This window comes from Oscillochloris sp. ZM17-4, assembly GCF_019599295.1.
Taxonomy (GTDB): domain Bacteria; phylum Chloroflexota; class Chloroflexia; order Chloroflexales; family Chloroflexaceae; genus Oscillochloris.
Genome location: NZ_JAIEWN010000003.1, coordinates 162485 through 178519, shown reverse-complemented (window position 1 = coordinate 178519; position 16035 = coordinate 162485). Strand labels below are relative to the sequence as shown.

30 protein-coding genes are annotated in these 16035 nt (G+C 61.5%); all 30 read left to right on the top strand.

Features of this window, described 5'->3' with window-relative positions:
* Nucleotides 1–129 precede the first annotated feature (129 nt).
* A complete protein-coding gene (gene rpsJ, locus K2Z83_RS04260) occupies nucleotides 130–438 on the top strand; it encodes a 30S ribosomal protein S10 (RefSeq protein ID WP_006560756.1) in 309 nt (102 codons plus the stop codon).
* A gap of 134 nt (nucleotides 439–572) precedes the next feature.
* Complete coding sequence (gene rplC, locus K2Z83_RS04255) at nucleotides 573–1202, top strand: 50S ribosomal protein L3 (RefSeq protein WP_220593928.1); 630 nt, start codon at nucleotides 573–575, stop codon at nucleotides 1200–1202.
* A gap of 60 nt (nucleotides 1203–1262) precedes the next feature.
* A complete protein-coding gene (gene rplD / locus K2Z83_RS04250; RefSeq protein WP_220593927.1) occupies nucleotides 1263–1925 on the top strand; it encodes a 50S ribosomal protein L4 in 663 nt (220 codons plus the stop codon).
* 2 nt (nucleotides 1926–1927) lie between these two features.
* The gene (rplW, locus tag K2Z83_RS04245) at nucleotides 1928–2212 is read left to right on the top strand and encodes a 50S ribosomal protein L23 (protein ID WP_220593926.1); all 285 of its coding nucleotides are present in this window, start codon (nucleotides 1928–1930) and stop codon (nucleotides 2210–2212) included.
* A gap of 56 nt (nucleotides 2213–2268) precedes the next feature.
* Entirely contained in the window at nucleotides 2269–3093 is an 825-nt protein-coding gene (rplB, locus tag K2Z83_RS04240) for a 50S ribosomal protein L2 (protein WP_220593925.1), read from the top strand.
* A 51-nt stretch (nucleotides 3094–3144) separates the two neighbouring features.
* On the top strand, nucleotides 3145–3432 hold the full coding sequence (gene rpsS / locus K2Z83_RS04235; RefSeq protein ID WP_220593924.1) for a 30S ribosomal protein S19: 288 nt from the start codon (nucleotides 3145–3147) through the stop codon (nucleotides 3430–3432).
* 147 nt (nucleotides 3433–3579) lie between these two features.
* Nucleotides 3580–3921, top strand: a complete 342-nt coding sequence (gene rplV / locus K2Z83_RS04230; RefSeq protein ID WP_220593923.1) for a 50S ribosomal protein L22 — start codon at nucleotides 3580–3582, stop codon at nucleotides 3919–3921.
* 23 nt (nucleotides 3922–3944) lie between these two features.
* A complete protein-coding gene (rpsC, locus tag K2Z83_RS04225; RefSeq protein ID WP_220593922.1) occupies nucleotides 3945–4673 on the top strand; it encodes a 30S ribosomal protein S3 in 729 nt (242 codons plus the stop codon).
* Nucleotides 4660–5097 carry a 50S ribosomal protein L16 gene (gene rplP / locus K2Z83_RS04220; protein ID WP_220593921.1) on the top strand — a complete coding sequence of 146 codons (438 nt, stop codon included), beginning with the start codon at nucleotides 4660–4662 and terminating at the stop codon, nucleotides 5095–5097. The genes rpsC and rplP overlap by 14 nt, the downstream gene beginning before the upstream one ends.
* A gap of 1 nt (nucleotide 5098) precedes the next feature.
* Nucleotides 5099–5278 (top strand): 50S ribosomal protein L29, encoded by a 180-nt coding sequence (rpmC, locus tag K2Z83_RS04215; protein WP_255603319.1) that lies wholly within the window; start codon nucleotides 5099–5101, stop codon nucleotides 5276–5278.
* 46 nt (nucleotides 5279–5324) lie between these two features.
* On the top strand, nucleotides 5325–5591 hold the full coding sequence (rpsQ, locus tag K2Z83_RS04210; protein ID WP_220593919.1) for a 30S ribosomal protein S17: 267 nt from the start codon (nucleotides 5325–5327) through the stop codon (nucleotides 5589–5591).
* A gap of 5 nt (nucleotides 5592–5596) precedes the next feature.
* Complete coding sequence (rplN, locus tag K2Z83_RS04205) at nucleotides 5597–5965, top strand: 50S ribosomal protein L14 (RefSeq protein ID WP_220593918.1); 369 nt, start codon at nucleotides 5597–5599, stop codon at nucleotides 5963–5965.
* Nucleotides 5965–6297, top strand: coding sequence for a 50S ribosomal protein L24 (rplX, locus tag K2Z83_RS04200; RefSeq protein WP_220593917.1), 333 nt, complete (start codon nucleotides 5965–5967; stop codon nucleotides 6295–6297). Before rplN ends, rplX begins: the two co-directional genes overlap by 1 nt.
* A 61-nt stretch (nucleotides 6298–6358) precedes the next feature.
* Nucleotides 6359–6901: a 50S ribosomal protein L5 gene (gene rplE / locus K2Z83_RS04195; RefSeq protein ID WP_220593916.1), complete on the top strand. Its 543-nt coding sequence runs from the start codon at nucleotides 6359–6361 to the stop codon at nucleotides 6899–6901.
* A gap of 52 nt (nucleotides 6902–6953) precedes the next feature.
* Nucleotides 6954–7139 (top strand): type Z 30S ribosomal protein S14, encoded by a 186-nt coding sequence (locus K2Z83_RS04190; protein ID WP_129681919.1) that lies wholly within the window; start codon nucleotides 6954–6956, stop codon nucleotides 7137–7139.
* A gap of 78 nt (nucleotides 7140–7217) precedes the next feature.
* Nucleotides 7218–7616, top strand: a complete 399-nt coding sequence (rpsH, locus tag K2Z83_RS04185) for a 30S ribosomal protein S8 (RefSeq protein WP_220593915.1) — start codon at nucleotides 7218–7220, stop codon at nucleotides 7614–7616.
* A gap of 18 nt (nucleotides 7617–7634) precedes the next feature.
* Nucleotides 7635–8198 carry a 50S ribosomal protein L6 gene (gene rplF, locus K2Z83_RS04180; RefSeq protein ID WP_220593914.1) on the top strand — a complete coding sequence of 188 codons (564 nt, stop codon included), beginning with the start codon at nucleotides 7635–7637 and terminating at the stop codon, nucleotides 8196–8198.
* 102 nt (nucleotides 8199–8300) lie between these two features.
* Entirely contained in the window at nucleotides 8301–8666 is a 366-nt protein-coding gene (gene rplR, locus K2Z83_RS04175) for a 50S ribosomal protein L18 (protein WP_220593913.1), read from the top strand.
* Between the two features lie 29 nt (nucleotides 8667–8695).
* Complete coding sequence (rpsE, locus tag K2Z83_RS04170) at nucleotides 8696–9244, top strand: 30S ribosomal protein S5 (RefSeq protein ID WP_220593912.1); 549 nt, start codon at nucleotides 8696–8698, stop codon at nucleotides 9242–9244.
* Nucleotides 9241–9438 (top strand): 50S ribosomal protein L30, encoded by a 198-nt coding sequence (gene rpmD / locus K2Z83_RS04165; protein ID WP_220593911.1) that lies wholly within the window; start codon nucleotides 9241–9243, stop codon nucleotides 9436–9438. Before rpsE ends, rpmD begins: the two co-directional genes overlap by 4 nt.
* Nucleotides 9435–9956, top strand: coding sequence for a 50S ribosomal protein L15 (rplO, locus tag K2Z83_RS04160; protein WP_220593910.1), 522 nt, complete (start codon nucleotides 9435–9437; stop codon nucleotides 9954–9956). The genes rpmD and rplO overlap by 4 nt, the downstream gene beginning before the upstream one ends.
* Before the next feature lie 78 nt (nucleotides 9957–10034).
* Entirely contained in the window at nucleotides 10035–11387 is a 1353-nt protein-coding gene (gene secY, locus K2Z83_RS04155; RefSeq protein ID WP_220593909.1) for a preprotein translocase subunit SecY, read from the top strand.
* A gap of 239 nt (nucleotides 11388–11626) precedes the next feature.
* Nucleotides 11627–12304, top strand: a complete 678-nt coding sequence (locus K2Z83_RS04150) for an adenylate kinase (RefSeq protein WP_220593908.1) — start codon at nucleotides 11627–11629, stop codon at nucleotides 12302–12304.
* A gap of 1 nt (nucleotide 12305) precedes the next feature.
* On the top strand, nucleotides 12306–12527 hold the full coding sequence (gene infA / locus K2Z83_RS04145) for a translation initiation factor IF-1 (RefSeq protein ID WP_044199231.1): 222 nt from the start codon (nucleotides 12306–12308) through the stop codon (nucleotides 12525–12527).
* Nucleotides 12528–12605: 78 nt separating this feature from the next.
* Entirely contained in the window at nucleotides 12606–12722 is a 117-nt protein-coding gene (gene rpmJ, locus K2Z83_RS04140; RefSeq protein ID WP_129681902.1) for a 50S ribosomal protein L36, read from the top strand.
* Nucleotides 12723–12840: 118 nt separating this feature from the next.
* Entirely contained in the window at nucleotides 12841–13221 is a 381-nt protein-coding gene (gene rpsM, locus K2Z83_RS04135) for a 30S ribosomal protein S13 (protein WP_220594068.1), read from the top strand.
* A 79-nt stretch (nucleotides 13222–13300) separates the two neighbouring features.
* On the top strand, nucleotides 13301–13714 hold the full coding sequence (rpsK, locus tag K2Z83_RS04130; protein WP_220593907.1) for a 30S ribosomal protein S11: 414 nt from the start codon (nucleotides 13301–13303) through the stop codon (nucleotides 13712–13714).
* A 178-nt stretch (nucleotides 13715–13892) separates the two neighbouring features.
* Entirely contained in the window at nucleotides 13893–14513 is a 621-nt protein-coding gene (gene rpsD, locus K2Z83_RS04125) for a 30S ribosomal protein S4 (protein WP_220593906.1), read from the top strand.
* A 99-nt stretch (nucleotides 14514–14612) separates the two neighbouring features.
* Nucleotides 14613–15608 (top strand): DNA-directed RNA polymerase subunit alpha, encoded by a 996-nt coding sequence (locus tag K2Z83_RS04120; RefSeq protein ID WP_220593905.1) that lies wholly within the window; start codon nucleotides 14613–14615, stop codon nucleotides 15606–15608.
* A gap of 74 nt (nucleotides 15609–15682) precedes the next feature.
* A complete protein-coding gene (gene rplQ / locus K2Z83_RS04115; RefSeq protein WP_220593904.1) occupies nucleotides 15683–16033 on the top strand; it encodes a 50S ribosomal protein L17 in 351 nt (116 codons plus the stop codon).
* Nucleotides 16034–16035 lie beyond the last annotated feature (2 nt).

The window sequence follows — 16035 nt, the reverse complement described above, 5'->3', positions numbered from 1 at the left end:
CCGCACCGTCGGCGCCGGCGTCGTCACCAAGATCATCGAGTAGCCGTTTGTGATCCCTGGCCGTGAGGTGGCGGCCCAACTGTGTGGCCGCCACCGCCGACATCTATAGCCTCGTTTGAGGAGCGTGATATGGCTAAGCAGAAGGTGCGTATTCGCCTCAAGGCGTATGACCACAAAATCCTGGATCAATCGGCCCGCCAGATCGTCGAGGCTGCTGAGCGCACCGGGGCGCTCGTAGCTGGCCCCGTGCCCCTGCCGACCAAGATCGAGAAGTACAGCGTGATCCGCTCAGGCTTCATCGATAAGAACTCACAGGAGCAGTTCGAGATCCGCACGCACAAGCGGCTTATCGATGTGCTTGACCCGAGCCAGCAGACGATCAACGCCCTAATGAAGCTAAACCTTCCCGCCGGCGTGGACATCGAGATCAAGCTCTAGAGGTTCGACAGACGACATAAAGACGGACGACGAACGCTGTTTCTCGGAATTCTTTGGTCGTTAGTCGTTGGTCGTTGGTCAAAGAAGTAAAAGGCAGCCGCTGCGCACTGACGTATGCTGCGGAGGTAGCAGTAATGATTAGCGGGTTGTTGGGTCGAAAGTTGGGGATGATGCAGGTCTTCAACGACAAAGGTGAGGTGATCCCGGTGACGGTGATCGCCGCCGGCCCCTGCGTTGTCACCCAGGTGCGCACCGTTGAGCGTGATGGTTACGCTGCGGTGCAGATTGGGTACGAGCAGGTAGAGCCGCGCAAGCTCACCAAGCCGCAGCAGGGGCATCTGAAGGCCGCCAATGCGATGCTGCGCTATCTGCGTGAGTTCCCCGCTGATAACCCCCAGGAGCACACTCCCGGCGAGGTGATCAACGTTGAGCTGTTCCAGCCTGGGCAGAAGATCGACATCTCGGGCACATCCAAGGGCCGCGGCTTCACCGGCGTGGTGAAGCGCTGGGGCTTCCACGGCGGCCCGAAGACGCACGGACAGAGCGACCGCCATCGCGCCCCGGGCTCGATCGGCGCCGGAACGACCCCCGGCCGCGTCTGGAAGGGGCAGAAGATGGCGGGCCGCATGGGCGGGAAGCGCATCACCATCCAGAACCTTGAGGTCGTCGAAGTGCTGCCCGAGAAGAACCTTCTGCTCGTGAAGGGCTCGGTGCCCGGCGCCCGCACTGGCCTGATCGAAATCCGCCGTGCGGTGAAGGCCTAGATATAACTATGCACCCTCTCCGCCAGCAAGCTGGCGGGGAGAAGGCTATAGGAAACAGCAATGGAAGCAACTCTCTATAATCAGGCCGGCGAGCAGATCGGGAGCATCGAGCTCAACGAGGCCATCTTCGGCATCGAGCCGAATATCCCGGTCATGCACCAGTATGTGCTGATGCAGCAGGCGAACGCCCGCCAGGGCACGCAGAGCACCCGCGGTCGCGGCGAGGTTCGCGGCAGCACCAGGAAGATCTACCGCCAGAAGGGCACAGGCCGGGCCCGCCAGGGCTCCGTCCGCGCCCCGCACCGGATCGGCGGCGGCATCGCCCACGGCCCGCACCCGCGCTCCTATCGGCTCCAGATGCCGAAGAAGATGCGCCGCCTGGCCGTGCGCTCGGCCCTCTCGGCCAAGCTCGCCGCAGCGCAGATCCGCGTGATCGACTCGCTCGCCATCGAGAAGCCGCGCACGAAGGATATCGTCAAGTTTCTCAGCGACCACACGCTGAGCGGCAAGACCCTGATCGTGATCGCCAGCAAGAACGAGCAGACCGGGGTCATTCAGCGGTCGACTAATAACCTGCCGAATGTGAAGACACTGCTCGCCAGTTACCTCAATGTGCGCGACCTGCTCACCTACGATACGGTGGTGCTGCCCAAGGCCGCGATCGAGGTGATCGAGAGCTACCTGGGCGCCGGCACGGCGTCTGCTCAGAGCGAGGAGGAATAGCGATGCCGACGCCGCATCAGATTATCGTCCGCCCGCTGATCACTGAGAAGAATACGATCCTTATGGAGTCGAACCAGTATTCCTTCGAGGTGCTGCGCGAGGCGAGCAAGCCCGAGATCAAGCGCGCCATTGAGACCATCTTTAGCGTCACGGTGACGCGGGTGAACACGCTGAACGTCCGTGGTAAGATGCGCCGACGTGGCCGTGAGTCCGGCTACACCAAGGACTGGAAGAAGGCGATCGTCACCCTTGCCGCCGGCGACCGCATCGAGATCTTTGAAAGCTAGTCACAGTACGAGGGGACAGCCCCCTGTGCCCTGTGCTATGTACCTGGAGCAAAGCGATGGGTGTACGCAAGTACAAACCAACCTCGGCGGGCCGGCGCAACATGTCGGTGTCCACCTTCGAGGAAATCACCAAGAAGCGCCCTGAGCCGGGCCTGATCGAGCCGCTGCGAAAGCAGGCGGGCCGGAATAACACCGGGAAGATCACCGTGCGCCACCGTGGCGGCGGCCATAAGCGCTTCTACCGCATCATCGACTTCAAGCGCAATAAGTTCGGCATCCCGGCGAAGGTCCAGGCGATCGAGTATGACCCGAACCGCACGGCGCGCATCGCGCTGCTGGCCTATGTCGATGGCGAAAAGCGCTACATCATCGCCCCGGTGGGGCTGAAGGTCGGCGATGTGCTCGGCAATGGCCCCGACGCCGATATCCGTGTCGGCAACGCCCTACCCCTCGCGTCGATCCCCCTCGGCACGCAGATTCACAATATTGAACTGGAGATCGGCCGCGGGGGTGTCCTGGTGCGCAGCGCCGGCACCTCGGCCCAGCTGATGGCGAAGGAGGGTGACTACGCCACCGTCCGTATGCCCTCCGGCGAGACGCGCATGATCCACATCCGCTGCATGGCCACCATCGGCCAGGTCGGCAACCTGGATCATCAGAACATCCGCCTCGGTAAGGCCGGCCGCTCGCGCTGGCTCGGTCGCCGGCCCCACGTGCGTGGGTCGGTGATGAACCCGCGTGACCATCCCCACGGCGGTGGCGAGGGGCGCTCCCCGCGCGGTATGAACCCGAAGACCAAGTGGGGGAAGCCCGCCCGCGGTGTGAGGACACGCCACAACCCGCGCAGCGATCGGTTTATTATCCGGCGGCGGAAGCCCTAATCGGGCGAGTGTGGGCGATGCCCACACGACGCTGTTCTGACAGGAGGTTCTATGGCTCGCTCTTCAAAGAAGGGGCCGTACGTCGATATTCGGCTCCTCGATCGCGTCGAGACCATGAATCGCACCAGCGATAAGCGCGTGCTGCGCACCTGGTCGCGTGACTCGACCATCTTCCCGCAGATGATCGGCCACACGATCGCGATTCACGACGGCCGTCGCCACGTCCCGGTCTATGTCACCGAGAACATGGTCGGCCACAAGCTTGGTGAGTTTGCGCCGACCCGCTTTTTCCGCGGCCACGGCGGCAAGAAGGCGGATAAGCGCGGCAAGATGAAGTAGTGATGCCCTCGGGTGTCGCGCTGAGCCCGGTCAGCTCGCACGTGAGGCGGGCGTTGTACGCGAATCGTGAATTGTGGTACAATTGGCGGGTTTGCGTGCGAGCTGAACGCCGTCAACCACGCGGCCTGGCCGCAGACGAGTAAGGCAATGGAAGTCAAAGCTATAACCCGATATGTGCGGATCTCGCCGCTGAAGGTTCGCCTGGTGATGGATGTGGTGCGCGGGATGCCGGTGGATCGCGCCCTGTCGACCTTGCAGTATATGCCGCAGAAGGCGGCGCGCGAGGTCTTCCGGACGATCAAGTCGGCCGCCGCCAACGCAGAGAACAACTTCGACCTTGACCCGAGCGACCTCGTGGTTAAGACGATCTATGCTGACCAAGGCCCGGTGCTCAAGCGCTTTATGCCACGCGCCCGCGGTATGGCCAACAGCATTCGCAAGCCGACGACCCACATCACGGTGATTGTGGACGACGGCGAAATCTATTAGGTAGCCAGGACTAGGAGGTTGTCTTGGGACGAAAAGTACATCCGATCGGCTTCCGCCTCGGCTACATCAAGGACTGGCAGTCGAAGTGGTTCGCTGAGCGCACCTACACGGAGCAGCTCCACGAGGATCTGGCGCTCCGCAAGCTGATCGCCAAAGAGCTGCAGAACGCTGGCGTCTCGCGGATCGAGATCGAGCGCTCGGCGAACAAGATCGAGGTGACGGTCTTCACCGCCAAGCCCGGGATTGTTATCGGCAAGCGTGGCGCAAATGTCGACCTGCTGAAGAATACGCTTGAGCAGAAGACCGGCAAGAAGATTAAGCTCAACATCCAAGAGATCCATCAGCCCGAGCTCGACGCTCAGCTGGTGGCTGAAAGCATTGGCGAGCAGATCAGCAAGCGTGTCTCCTACAAGCGCGCCATGAAGCAGGCGGTGCAGCGTGCGGTTCGCCTCGGTGCCCAGGGCGTCAAGGTGCGCTGCTCAGGCCGCCTCGGCGGCGCCGAGATGTCGCGAATCCAGAACGAGAGCGAGGGCCGCGTGCCGCGCCACACGCTGCGCGCCGACATCGACTACGCGCAGGTTCACGCGCACACCACCTATGGGCGCATCGGTGTGAAGGTGTGGATCTATAAGGGCGAGGTCTTCCCCGACCAGCTGGCGAAGGCGGCGGTCGAGCAGCAGACGAGCGCGCCCAGCGCCCCGACCGAGCGGCGCGAGCGCTCGCCGAGGAGGAATGATAATGCTGCTTCCTAAGCGCACAAAGTACCGCAAGCAGCAGCGCGGCCGCAATCGGGGCCTCTCCTACCGCGGCAGCGGCGTTGCCTTCGGTGAGTATGGCCTGATGGCGCTGGAGAGCACATGGATCACCAGCCGCCAGATCGAGGCCGCCCGCCGCACGATCACCAACTACATCAAGCGCGGTGGCAAAGTCTGGGTTCGGATCTTCCCCGATAAGCCAGTCACCCAGAAGCCCGCTGAGACCCGCATGGGCGGCGGCAAAGGGTCGGTCGACCACTGGGTGGCGGTGGTGAAGCCGGGCCGCGTGATGTTTGAGCTCGGCGGCGTCAGCGAGACGATCGCGATGGAAGCGATGCGCCGCGCTGCACAGAAGATGCCGGTCCCCTGTAAGATCATCACCCGGGACGAAGTGGAGGAGGCGCCCAGTGAAGGCGAGTGAGCTGCGCAATCAGGATGACGAGAAGCTGCGCGCCCAGCTGAAGGGCTTCGATGAGGAGCTGTTCAATCTGCGCTTCCAGCAGGTGACGGGGCGCCTGACCAACACTGCGCGCTTTACGCAGGTCCGCAAAGATATTGCGCGCATTAAGACGGTCCTGCGCGAGCGCGAGTTGGAGATCTAGCGTGTGACCACTGGTCGCCGCAGCGACCATCACGGAGCAAGACGATATGACTGATCAGCAGACGCCACGCAAGATCATGAAGGTCGGGCGTGTGGTGAGCAATAAGATGGATAAGACGGTGGTCGTGGCGGTGGATTACCTCAAGCCCCACCCGCTCTACCGCAAGATTATCCGCAAGACTAACAAGTTTCACGCCCACGATGAGGACAACACCTGTAAGGTGGGCGATACGGTGCAGATCGAGGAGTCTCGCCCCCTCAGCCGCACAAAGCGCTGGCGGGTGACCGAGATCGTGAAGCGCGGTGAGGAGTAAGAGCCATGATCCAGCCTCAGTCTCGCCTGAAGGTTGCCGATAACACCGGTGCCAAAGAGATCATGTGCATCCGCGTGCTCGGCGGCTCGCGGGTGAGATACGGCCGGGTTGGCGATGTGATCGTCGCCTCGGTCAAGCAGGCCGCCCCTGGCGGGTCGGTCAAGAAGGGCGAGGTGGTGCGAGCGGTGATCGTGCGTACCACCAAAGAGTACGGTCGCCTTGATGGGTCGCATATCCGCTTCGACGACAATGCGGCCGTCATCATCGGCAAGGAAAACAACCCGCGCGGCACGCGCATCTTTGGCCCGGTGGCCCGTGAGCTGCGCGAAAAGCAGTTCATGCGGATCGTGTCGCTGGCACCGGAGGTGCTGTAATGCATGTCAAGATGGGCGATGAGGTGCTGATCATCGCTGGCAAGAATAAGGGCGAGCGCGGCAAGATCAAGCGCGTGATCCCCAAAGAGGGCCGGGTGGTGGTCGAGGGCTGGAATATCGTCAAGCGCCACACCAAGCCCCGCGGCCCCGGCAAGCCCGGCGGCATTATCGAGATGGAGGCCCCCCTCGATGGCTCCAATGTGATGCTGATCTGCCCCAGCTGTGGGCACGCGGCGCGCACGGGGCATCGCTTCCTTGAGGAGGTCGATCATAAGGGCCGCCCGCGGAAGGTGCGCTTCTGCAAGTCCTGCGATGCGGTGATCGACAAGTAGCCATTCATGCTCAGGGCCGGAGCTGCGCATGCCTGCGCCTCCTAGCCCCTGGAGAGAGATCATGACAGTCCGTCTGCGCGAAAAGTATCGCTCCGAGATCGTCCCTGCGCTCATGCAGGAGTTCAAGTATACGTCGGTGATGCAGGTGCCCCACCTGACGAAGATCGTGGTGAACGTCGGCGTCGGCGAGGCCGTGACTAACTCGAAGGCGCTCGACGCTGCCGTCGCCGACCTGACGACGATCACTGGCCAGAAGCCTGTGATCACCAAGGCGAAGAAGTCGATCGCCTCGTTCAAGCTCCGTGAGGGCATGTCGATCGGCACGATGGTGACGATGCGCTCCGAGCGTATGTACGACTTCCTCGACCGGCTGATCAACCTCGCCCTGCCGCGTATCCGCGACTTCCGCGGCATCAGCCGCCGATCATTCGACGGCCGTGGCAACTATAGCCTAGGGCTACGCGAGCAGATTGTGTTCCCAGATATCGACTACGATAAGATCGATAAGATTCGCGGCCTCGAGGTGGTAATTGTGACCACCGCTACCGATGATGAGCACGCCTACGCGCTGCTCAAGCGTCTCGGTATGCCATTTCGCGATTAGTCTGGGCCAGGAGCGAAGGCTAACTAGTCCAACTGTTTAGGAGGAAACATCCTTGGCGAAGACCTCACTGATTGTAAAGGCATCACGCCCGGCGAAGTTTAAGGTGCGCGAGTACAATCGCTGCAAGACGTGCGGGCGCTCACGCGCGTATATGCGCAAGTTTGGCATGTGCCGCATCTGCTTCCGCGAGAACGCGCTGAAGGGTCTGATTCCGGGTGTCGTCAAATCGAGCTGGTAGAACATCATAACGTTGCGGGCGACCGGCCACGAAGCGGCTACTTGCCGCGCCGGCACCCGACGTGTGAGGAGGCACACTGTGAGCGTTAGCGATCCTATCGGCGATATGCTGACCCGCATCCGAAACGCCTGTATGGCGCGGCATGTAGTTGTGAATATTCCTGCGTCCAAGATGAAAATGGCGATTGCCGACATCCTGAAGCGCGAGGGTTTCATTAAGGACTATACCCTGATCGAGGGGAAGCCCTTCAGCACAATCGCAATCACACTCAAGTATATGTCCGACCGGCGCCCCGCCATCACTGGCCTGCGTCGCGTGAGCAAGCCGGGTCTACGCATCTACACCAAGCGCGATGAGATTCCGCGGGTGCGTGGTGGTCTTGGTCTGAGCATTCTCTCGACCCCCAAGGGTGTCCTCGCCGGCCACGAGGCATGGCAGGAGCGGGTGGGCGGCGAGGTGCTCTGCTACATCTGGTAGCGCCCACGGAGGAAACGAATGTCGCGCATCGGTAAGAAACCTATCACCCTTCCTAAAGGGATTACGGTGGAGATCAGCAAGGACAACCTTGTGTCGGTGAAGGGGCCGAAGGGCACGCTGCACCAGCAACTCCACCCCGACATGATCATCGAGCAGGAGAGTGGTGAGCTGACCGTGAAGCGCCCTTCTGACGGGAAGCTGCATAAGTCGCTCCACGGCCTTACCCGCACCTTGCTCTCCAATATGGTCGTCGGCGTCACCGACGGCTGGCAGCGGGCGCTGGAGATCAATGGCGTGGGCTACCGCGCCCAGCTTGAGGGCCAGACTCTGGTGCTCCAGCTTGGCTTCTCACACCCCGTGCGGATTGACCCGCCAAAAGATGTGCAGTACGCGGTCGGCGAGCGCAAGAGTGCCAACGACCCGCTGCCCGTCTTCGTGCGCGGGATCGACAAGCAGGTGGTCGGCGAGGAGGCCGCGCGTATTCGCGGCCTGCGCCCGCCGGAGCCCTACAAGGGCAAGGGCGTGAAGTACCTCGAAGAGAAGGTTCGCCGCAAGGCCGGCAAGGCCGGTAAGGCGCGGTAGTCTCGTCTGGCGGCTGCGGGCGCATTTGGTGCCCGCAGCCCATAGCAATGCAGTAGTGCTTGCGATAGGGGATATAATCTCTATTGCGACAGTGAGGAATATATGGCGAAGCGATCTCCGCGCGAATTGCGTATGCGCCGGCACAACCGGCTACGCAAGCGGGTCAGTGGCTCGCAGGAGCGGCCACGGCTGAGTATCTTCCGCAGCAATGTCCATATCTATGCCCAGGTGATCGACGATACGCTCGGCCGCACGCTGGCCGCCGCATCGACAAATGAGAAGGCGTGGGCTGAGGCTGACGAGACGAAGACGAAGACAGAGCAGGCAGCGCTGGTCGGTAAGCTTGTCGCCGAGCGCGCGCTTGAGGCCGGTGTGACGAAGGTCGTCTTTGACCGTGGCGGCTTTAAGTATCACGGGCGGGTGAAGGCTCTGGCCGACGCTGCCCGTGAGGCTGGCCTCAACTTCTAGTGCCCCTCGGGCAGCTTTCCGGAGGAACTGTGAAGCGAGAACGTATTAACGCTGAGTCGCTTGAGCTTGAGGAGCGCGTCGTTCAGATCAACCGCGTCTCGAAAGTCGTCAAGGGCGGTCGGCGCTTTAGCTTTAGCACGGTGGTTGTGGTCGGCGATGGCAAGGGCCATGTCGGCGTCGGCATGGGTAAGGCCGCTGAGGTGCCCGAGGCGATCCGCAAGGGCACCGAGGCCGCGAAGAAGAACCTTATCCGGATCCCGCTCGTGAACACCACCATCCCCCACGAGGTGATCACGAAGTTTTCCGCGACGAAGGTGATGATCCGGCCCGCCGCCCCCGGCACCGGGGTGATCGCCGGCCGCGGCGTCCGCCCGGTGGTGGAGGCCGCTGGTATTAAGGATCTGCTCTCGAAGGTGTACGGGAGCAATAACCCGGTCAATGTGGTCAAGGCAGCGTTTCAGGCACTCAGTGAGCTGATCTCGCTTGGTGATATGGCGCGCCGCCGCGATATGACCACCCAGGAGCTGATCGCTCGGCGCACCCGCCGGGAGTCGACGGACCAGGAGGCGGCGGTATGAGCAAGCTGAAGATCACATACAGCAAGAGTGTCATTGGCTATGCCAAGGATCAGAAGGAGACGGTTGCCTCCCTCGGTCTGCATAAGCTGAAGCACTCGGTGATTAAGCCCGATAACCCCTCCATCAGGGGCATGATCTTCAAGGTCAAGCACCTGGTGTCGGTCGAAGAGGTCTCCGACGAGGTGACGGAATGAAACTACACGATCTGAAGCCCGCCGAGGGCTCAACCCATAAGAGCAAGCGCGTCGGCCGCGGCGCCGGCTCGGGAAAGGGTAAGACGAGCGGCAAGGGCATGATGGGCCAGAAGGCCCGCTCCGGCCCTGGGCCGTATCGCACCTTCGAGGGTGGTCAGAACAGGATCGTGAAGCGCATGCCCTACAAGCGTGGCTTCACGAACATCTTCCGCGTCGACTATGAGGTGATCAATGTCGGCACGCTCACCGAGTGGCCGTCCGGCATTGAGGTGACGCCAGAGAGCCTGCTTGAGGCCCGCGCCGTGCGCCGTAAGCGCATGCCGGTGAAGGTGCTCGGCGATGGCGAGCTGAGCGCCGCGCTGACAGTGAAGGCGCATAAGTTCTCGGCCAGCGCCCGCGAGAAGATCGAGGCCGCAGGCGGCACCGCTATCCAGCTGGAGTGGGGCGTCGAGCGCCGGTCGCGCTCGCGCGGTGCCAACTACGGCGGTCGGAACGCGAAGAAGAAGGCCCAGGACTAGGTACCAGCAGGTGTCGATGCCGGCAGCAATAGCGCCGGCGTCGGCCTGCTTCATGCAGATCTTCCAGAGGGTATACAGATGCTTCAAGCTGTTCTACGCGCCGTCCAACTGCCCGACCTTCGGCGGCGAATTCTTTTCACTCTGGGGATGCTGCTGATCTTCCGTCTGATCGCGCACATCCCCGTGCCCAACATCAACCCGGCGTCGCTCCAGCAGCTCCAGGATGCGCTGGCGAACAACCAGCTCGCCCAGCTGCTAAACATCTTCGCCGGCGGTGCCCTGCAGAATTTTTCGGTCGCGGCGATGGGGGTCTACCCGTACATCACGGCGTCGATCATCATGCAGCTGCTCCAGCCCCTCATCCCGGCCCTTCAGGAGCTGTCGAAAGAGGGCGAGCAGGGCCGGATCCGGATGAACCGCTACCAGATGTGGCTGACCATCCCGCTGGCCTACCTGCAGGCCTACGGGCAGACGCTGACTCTGGAGCGGACCGTCAACCCAACGAATGATCTGGCGGCATCGCTATTCCGCTCACCATTCGATATCGTCGGCAACTTCCTGCCGACCTTCACGATCCTCACCTCAATGGTGGCGGGCACCATGCTGCTGGTCTGGCTCGGCGAGCAGATCAACGAGCGCGGCATCGGGCAGGGCATCTCGGTGATCATCTTCGGCGGCATCGTGTCACGCCTCCCAGGCCTAATCGTCCAGGGCTTCCAGGTGAGCCAGGCCGGCGGAGTGAGCACCATCATCGGCGTGATCGGCTTCGTGGCCATCGCACTGCTCACGATCATTGGCATTGTGCTCATCCAGGAGGGGCAGCGCCGCATCCCTGTGCAGTACGCGAAGCGGGTGCGCGGCAACAAGGTCTACGGCGGTCAGAGCAGCCATATCCCGCTCAAGGTGAATATGGCCGGCATGATCCCGCTGATCTTCGCCCAGAGCATCATCATCTTCCCCGGTATTATTGCCTCATGGTTCTACCAGCCAGGCGGCACGGGGATTGGAAACGCGATCGCTGGGTTCTTCTACACAACATTCAACCCGACCGGACAGAGCGGCGGCATTGTGTATATGATCCTGCTGTTCTTGCTGACCGTCGGTTTCACGTACTTCTATACCGTCGTGCTGTTTAGTCAGCAGGACATCCCCGATAGTCTCCAGCGCAACGGCGGCTTCATCCCCGGCATTCGCCCAGGGAAGAAGACTGAGGAATATCTGGGCCGGGTGTTGAACAGGATCACGCTGGTTGGGGCGCTGTTCCTGGGGCTGGTCGCAATTCTGCCCTTCCTCACCCAGACGATCACGGGGCTACAGCTTGGGCTGGGGAGCACGGCGCTGCTGATTGTGGTCGGCGTGGCCATTGATACCATGCGTCAGCTCGAGTCCCAGCTGATCATGCGCGACTATGAGGGCTTTCTGAGCCGCTAAGCATCGGCACGGATTGCGAGGAGCTGGGCTGGCTCGTGGACAATATCGACATCGATGTGAGCCCACGCTTCTCGCATCAGGTTGACACAGCCTTGCCAGTTTAGTGGTATAGTAAGCGATCTCTATACGTATGGTGTCTGGGCATTGTTCCGTGCCGGAGTTGCCAACGACTTGTACGCGAAGATATGGATGTTGGACGCGCGGGAGTGCGCGCGATCGATACGCATGAGGCACCGACTATGACCAACGTTATTCTGCTTGGACCTCCTGGCGCGGGGAAGGGGACGCAGGCAAAGACACTCTCAGAGCGGACGTCGCTAACCCACGTGGCGAGCGGCGACCTCTTCAGGGCGGCGCTGCGTGAAGGCACCGAGCTGGGCATGTTGGCGAAGTCGTATATGGATCGTGGCGAGCTTGTGCCAAACGAGGTCGTCATCCGCATGATACTTGAGCGGATTGCACAGCCTGACTGTGGTGCTGGCGTAATCTTCGATGGTTTCCCCCGCACGCGCGAGCAGGCCACTGCGCTTGAGGCGGCGATGGGCGAGCATCACAACCAGATCGATGCAGTGCTCTACCTGCGCGTACCACGTGATGTTCTGCTGCGGCGTATCGCAGGGCGGCAGACTTGCAAAACTTGCGGGGCCACATATAATATCTATTATTTCCCGTCCCACCGGCCGGGAATTTGTGATGCCTGTAGAGGCAAGCTGTACCAGCGGAGCGATGACTCGATAGAGACGGCAGAGCATCGCCTCGACGTCTACTTTGAACAGACGATGCCGCTCATTGAGTACTATCAGCGTCAGGAGCTGCTCCATGAGATCGATGGACAACGTGAGATCTCTCTGGTGACAGAGGCGATGCTTCATGCGTTGAAGATCAATCCTGAGCTGACGGCTCCACCGAAGGAGTGATATGTCCAAAAAGAAGGACGTGATCGAGATGGAAGGCACGATCACGGAGCCACTGCCAAATGCAATGTTCCGGGTAGAGCTTGAGAATGGCCACGAGGTGCTCGCACATATCTCAGGCAAGATGCGGATGAACTATATTCGTATTCTTAAAGGCGATAGAGTGCTGGTTGAGCTTTCACCATACGATCTGACTCGCGGTCGGATTACCTATCGCTACAAGTAACTATTGCCTGTATCATACCCGCTGTTGGCGACAACACAGCATCCGGCGGCACCTGCGCCGCCGCTACGGGAGGTTATTGTGAAAGTTCGAGCTGCGGTGAAGCCGCGCTGTGAGTATTGCAAGGTCATCAAGCGCAAGGGGATCATCCGAGTGATCTGCTCGCGCACGCCGAAGCACAAGCAGCGCCAGGGTTAGTCGGCGGCATACGGCAGTTGGCGATCCTACGCCCGGCTGTTTGCTACGCGCGGGTCGGGTGGAGTGGAGGCGCGAGCGGCCAGTGGCCGTCGCCGATAGCGTTTATACGAGGACGTTCATGGCACGTATCGCTGGGGTAGATATTCCCCGCAACAAGAAGATCGAGATCTCGATTCGGTACATCTTCGGTATCGGCCCCTCGAATGGCCTGGATATTATTCATAAGGCCAACGTAAACCCGGAGACTCGGGTGCGCGACCTCACCGAAGAAGAGGTCGGCCGGATCCGCGAGATCGTGGATCGCGAGTACCGCGTCGAAGGCGACCTGCGCCGCGAGGTGCAGCTCAATATCAAGCGGCTCATGGATATCGGCTGCTACCGCGGCCTGCGTCACCGCCGCGGGATGCCAGTGCGCGGGCAGCGCACCCGCACGAACGCGCGCACGCGGCGCGGGCGCAAGGGCCAGGCGATCGGCATTAAGAAGAAGGCCAAGAAGTAACAGCGTATCGAGCGATAGCTTCCTGCACAGGTGGGCCTCGTGTGCCCGCCTGTGCCAGTTGTGTGTTAAGGAGACACCTATGCCCCCGAAAGGTCAGAAGTCCGGTGCGGCAACCCGTCAGCGTGGCAGGCGTCGTGAGCGCAAGAACATTCCGCGCGGGCAGGCCCATGTGTTGAGCACCTTCAACAATACGATCGTGACGATCACCGACCCCTCGGGCGCGGTGGTCTGCTGGGCGAGCGCCGGCCAGGGCGGGTTCAAGGGCTCGCGCAAGAGCACACCGTACGCCGCCCAGGTCACGGCCGATAGCGCCGCCCGCAAGGCCATGGAGAACGGGATGCGCTCGATCGAGGTATTCGTGAAGGGCCCGGGCTCCGGCCGCGAGGCGGCCATCCGCTCGCTCCAGGCCGCAGGCCTTCAGGTCTCTGCGATCACGGATGTGACGCCGATCCCGCACAATGGCTGCCGCCCCCCAAAGCGCCGCCGCGTGTAGGGTTGGATGATCGCAATGGAGCCGATGGGGTGACCGTGGACGGAACCGCAGGGCACGGCCCAGGCGCCCACCACGGTAGTTCAAGCGGACGATGCTCCGCTCGCTAAGCGCCCATCCCTCGGCGTGATGATGACAGTATGGCGGGGAGAGACCCGCACAATTGGAGGCATGACCTAGCATGGCGCGATATCACGGCCCCGTAGGAAAAATCAGCCGCCGCCTTGGCATCGGGATCACCGAGAAGGGGCAGCGGGTTCTCAATAAGCGCTCGTATCCGCCGGGCCAGCACGGGCCAAATGCGCGACGCCGCCAGGTGTCCGACTACGGCCTACAGCTGATGGAAAAGCAGAAGGCCAAGTATATCTACGGCGTGCTTGAGCGGCAGTTCCGACGCACCTTTGAGCAGGCGTCCCGGCGTAGTGGTGTGACCGGCGAGTATCTGTTGAGCTTGCTGGAGCGCCGCCTCGATAATGTGGTCTACCGTCTGGGCATGGCGACGACGCGGGCGCAGGCTCGCCAGCTGGTGACCCACGGACATATCACTGTCGATGGGCGCAAGACCAATATCCCCTCATATACGCTGAAGGTTGGCCAGGTGATATCGGTGCGCACCGAGAGCCGCCGCCGCCCATACTTTAAGAATCTGGTCGATAGCGGCGAACTCAATAAGTATCGGGCACCTGACTGGCTGCGCCTCAGCGCCGCTGATCTCTCCGGCACGATTCTTGCGCTTCCGCGCCGTGAGGACGCCGAGGCTGGGATCAATGAGCAGCTGATCGTTGAGTTCTACAGCCGGTAAGAGCTTCTGGAGATGGTAGATTGCAGATGGTCGATTGTGGAGCTCTCTGCAATCTACCATCTGTCATCTGAAATCTTTAAAGCTTTAAGGAGGCTTTCCGTGCTTGATATCGCCATGCCCAAAATAGAGGTTGTGCAGGCGGCTGAGAATTATGGGCGCTTCAAGATCGAGCCGCTTGACCCGGGTTACGGCCATACGCTGGGCAATGCACTGCGCCGCGTGTTACTCTCATCAATCCCTGGCTCGGCGATCACCAAGATAAAGATCGATGGGGTGTTTCACGAGTTCTCGACGATTGAGGGTGTAAAAGAAGACGTCACCGAGATTGTGCTCAATATTAAGGGCGTTCGTCTGCGCTCCTACGCTGAGCGCCCGGTGAAGGTACTGCTGACCAAGCGCGGCCCGGGCATCGTTACCGCTGAAGATATCGATGTGCCGAGCAATATCGAGCTCGTTAACCCGAAGCACTATATCTGCACGCTCGACTCTGACTCGGCACGGCTTGAGATTGAGATGACGGTGGAGCGTGGCCGAGGCTATGTCTCCGCCGATCAGCGCGATGTCCTGCCGATCGGTGAGATCCCGGTCGATGCGATCTTTACGCCGGTCCCGCGGGTTAACTATGTGGTTGAGAACACACGTATCGGTCAGGCCACCGACTTCGACCGGCTGCTCCTGGAGATCTGGACGGACGGCACGGTGAAGCCAGGCGATGCGCTCAGCCATGCGGCGCAGGTTCTGGTGCAGTACAGTCAGACGATCGCCGACTTCAATCGCCTGGCGATTGAGGAAGAGGAGTCCCCCGCGCCAAGCGGCCTCGCGATCCCGTCAGACATCTACGATACGCCCATTGAGGATCTCGACCTGTCAACGCGCACCTACAACTGCCTCAAGCGCGCCGATATCACCAAGGTGGGCCAGGTGCTCCAGATGGATGAGAAGGCGCTGCTCTCGGTGCGTAACCTCGGGCAGAAGTCGATGGAAGAGATCCGCGACCGGCTGGTCGAGCGTGGCTACATCACGCGGACAACAGACGCTGATGGCGAGACGGGCGAAGGGGAGCCGGCCGCACTCGAGCCGGCTGGGGCAGAGTAGTCAGACCACACGAACGGGCCACCGGCAACAGGTGCATGGGCACCGCTGTTCCCGGTGGTCGTAAGGATACAACAATGCGACACCGACACGCTGGGAAATTGCTGAGTCGCTCGTATGAGCACCGCAAGTCACTCTACCGTAACCTGATGATCGAGCTGATCGATCATCGCCGGATCAAGACCACCCTGGCGAAGGCCAAGGCGGTGCAGCCCGAGATGGAGCGGCTGATCACGATCGCCCGCGAGGACACAAACCACGCGCGCCGTATGGCGCTCTCGAAGCTGGACAGCAAGGAGGCGATGCGGAAGCTGTTCACGTTCGCACCCCAGGAGTACTCGGGGCGCAACGGCGGCTATACGCGCATCACCAAGCTCGGCCCGCGCCTCGGCGATGGCGCCGAGATGGCGCAGATCGAACTGGTCTAGCG